4 protein-coding genes are annotated in these 2,600 nt (G+C 42.8%); 1 reads left to right on the plus strand and 3 read right to left on the minus strand.

The window, feature by feature from the left end; all coding sequences use genetic code 11:
* Positions 1 to 196: 196 nt before the first annotated feature.
* From HMO_RS15985 to HMO_RS0113260, 3 genes are all read right to left on the minus strand, one after another.
* Positions 197 to 562, minus strand: a complete 366-nt coding sequence (locus tag HMO_RS15985; protein WP_010304629.1) for a helix-turn-helix domain-containing protein — start codon at positions 560 to 562, stop codon at positions 197 to 199.
* Positions 563 to 657: 95 nt separating this feature from the next.
* Positions 658 to 1,335, minus strand: coding sequence for a hypothetical protein (locus HMO_RS0113255; RefSeq protein WP_010304632.1), 678 nt, complete (start codon positions 1,333 to 1,335; stop codon positions 658 to 660).
* A gap of 20 nt (positions 1,336 to 1,355) precedes the next feature.
* Positions 1,356 to 1,565, minus strand: coding sequence for a hypothetical protein (locus tag HMO_RS0113260; RefSeq protein ID WP_139016905.1), 210 nt, complete (start codon positions 1,563 to 1,565; stop codon positions 1,356 to 1,358).
* A 260-nt stretch (positions 1,566 to 1,825) separates the two neighbouring features.
* Here HMO_RS0113260 and HMO_RS0113265 point away from each other — a divergent pair.
* On the plus strand, positions 1,826 to 2,600 hold a 775-nt coding region (locus HMO_RS0113265; protein WP_010304639.1), incomplete at its 3' end, for a LysR family transcriptional regulator.

Raw genomic sequence — 2,600 nt, forward strand, 5'->3', positions numbered from 1 at the left:
TTCCTCATTTTAATTGCTGCGAGTTAAGGGAAGTCCCCAGATCTCTGCGGATAGGAAGTAAATTTGGGAAATCCGCTGAAATCTGGGGTTTATTGTAACGCCGTTATCGTAGGAAAAGTTGCCGGCATTACAAAGGGCTCTAAATCTTTAAAAAAGGCAGCCATAGTAGCGCCTTATAAGCTTTCTTACCCACTCATCATCGCCTCTCTGACGACAGAACTTTAATATCGAGAACTGTCCCCTGCACTTGCCCCATAACTAATTCAACTCTCTCGCCTTTCAAACTTTCCCAAGAAAGGCGAAGGTCATCTTCCTCCTGGGATAACCAGGCCCCCTCTATCCCATCATAGAAAAAATTAGGCGTTACCGATAAAATCTTAGCAACCTCATACAGACGGCTGACCGCCATACGATTGCTGCCTTTCTCATACTTAGACAGCTGCTGACTCGTTATCTTCAGCAGACTCGCCAATTGCTTCTGTTTTAGGTTTAAAGATTCACGGCGCTCTTTAACTCTCTTCCCAATATGGATATCTATGTAATGGGGGGTCTTATCAATCATATAAAAATTATCCTTATGATTATCTATTGCAAAACATGACCTCAGATCACCGGGCCTGATCTAACTACGGTCGTCTGGTTACCGATTGGCCTCAGCTAAATCGCCTGCTTTGGAGGAGGAAACTTGATGAGTTTTCCCAGCTTTTCAGGGGCAAGAGAAGCCATCAAAGGTGATCCTAAATCAAGCCGATTTGAGGAAGGCCAAGACTTTAAATACTGCCTAATCAAAGGCTCTACCCTTTGTTCCCGCCATATCGTCTGACGCAAGTGAGCCAATATAGCCTCAGTTTCTGTTTTAAAATATTGATAATAGCTATCCCAGGTAGGCAACTCTAATAATGTACGCTTTCCTAAAACTGTCATCTGAGAGGATACGCTACTGAAAAAGTCTCCAAACAAATTAAGATGCTCAGCTTGCTCTCGCGTCAACAGCAGACTCACTTTAGGGCTATTGATAAGCTCCGCACACTGATAAATGACTTCAAGCGCTTGGACGACAAGTTCCACTAAAGCTGCATCGTAAAGAGGCGGGCATCTATTCTCAAGAGGCTCATCTGTCTTCAAATCGAAAGTGTTGATCTGTAAGTAACCGCTGATGAAATTTACTCCCAGCCTTAATGAAAACTGCGTTTGTTTCTGCTCAAGGAGCAGTGTCGAGTGTGACAAATTGATCTGATATGCAAGCTTATAAGAGAAGAGGAGCTTTGACTCTGGCCAAGAGGCTACATACTCTTGTAAGGTTTTAAGGGTTGTCTGGCGATTAATACAATTCATAGCTGAGCCTTTCTAAATACCTATGCAAGTTGCCCTGGAACATAATTTCTAAAATGGATAACCTTACCCCTCTCAGGAGATTGATCCTTTTCTGCCTGTCGGCGGGCAGATAGCCAATCCCTATTATTTTCATATCCTGCTAACTGTTGTGCGCTTGTTCCATCCTCAAAGCGCCATAGAGCAATATAAAAACTCGAAGAGTTACAAGCTTTTTGCCTAATTGACATCATTTCTCCCTCTTATCACCTTCATAAGCATCAACTATTTCCAATTTGGAATATGTTTAAAGGGATAATAGATATTAATTTTATGAATATCAAGGTTAAGGGCAGATATTGTTAAGGAAAATAGCTAAAAAGTTTCCTCTCTCAGGAAAGTTTTTCCTAAGCGGAACAAATATGTAGTTTCTTGTTAAAATCGGCAACCGCTTGTAAAGCAGTGATTGACAGGGTACATTTATTTTAGACCGCAAGACAGAAGAGCCCCTATTATGGATAGAGATAAACTCTTAGCTTTCTATTACACAGTAACCCTGGGCTCGACCTCTAAGGCTGCTAATAAGCTGGGAGTCCAGCCCCCGGCGATATCTAAATTACTTAAGGGTCTAGAAAGAGAAGTGGGGCATCAACTTCTATCCAAGAAGGGGCGAAACCTGGCCTTAAACGACAAAGGTAAGATCTTCTTCGAAACTGCCCAGAATATCTTAGAGCAATATGACCTGTCCTTAGAGAAGATGGCTAAGCTCACAGCTGGAATAGAAGAGAAATTTATAATAGATATCCATCCCCTTATAAAAAACCCCGGGTTTATTAAAGAGATCGCCCCTTTTCTCAAGGACCACCCTGAGGTTTCTTTCACCTTTAAGACTTTATCCCCCTGCCCTAATTTTAAAGGAGAGGAGATAGGTATTGCCATCCATGACGCCGCTACCTCCTCTTTAGAAGAAGAGCGACAGGTAAGTAAACACTTAGCGACCTTTAGTCGCTATCTTTATGCAAGTCAGGATTACCTTAAAAAGAGAGGGATGCCTGAGAATATCCAAGATTTCACCTCTCATACTCTGATCTATTCAGAGCAGGAGCGGAACGCCTCTTATAATAAGAGCATAGGGTCGCTTAGAGGAAGGCGTGCCCTTATCTTTGATTGCCCTAGCGATGCCCTTCAAGCAATCGAGAATGGACTGGGAATTGGGTGCTTACCTTCACCTATCGCACAAGCCTGCCAGCAGCCCCTTATCCCTATCCTTCCGGAACAATGGGTTCAAT

The organism is Candidatus Odyssella thessalonicensis L13 (assembly GCF_000190415.1).
GTDB classification, from domain to species: Bacteria; Pseudomonadota; Alphaproteobacteria; order Paracaedibacterales; family Paracaedibacteraceae; genus Paracaedibacter; species Paracaedibacter thessalonicensis.

Coding starts and splice junctions, on each gene's coding strand:
- HMO_RS15985 (WP_010304629.1), bottom strand. CDS start 562: ATGATTGATAAGACCCCCCATTACATAGATATCCATATTGGGAAGAGA.
- HMO_RS0113260 (WP_139016905.1), bottom strand. CDS start 1,565: ATGATGTCAATTAGGCAAAAAGCTTGTAACTCTTCGAGTTTTTATATT.
- HMO_RS0113255 (WP_010304632.1), bottom strand. CDS start 1,335: ATGAATTGTATTAATCGCCAGACAACCCTTAAAACCTTACAAGAGTAT.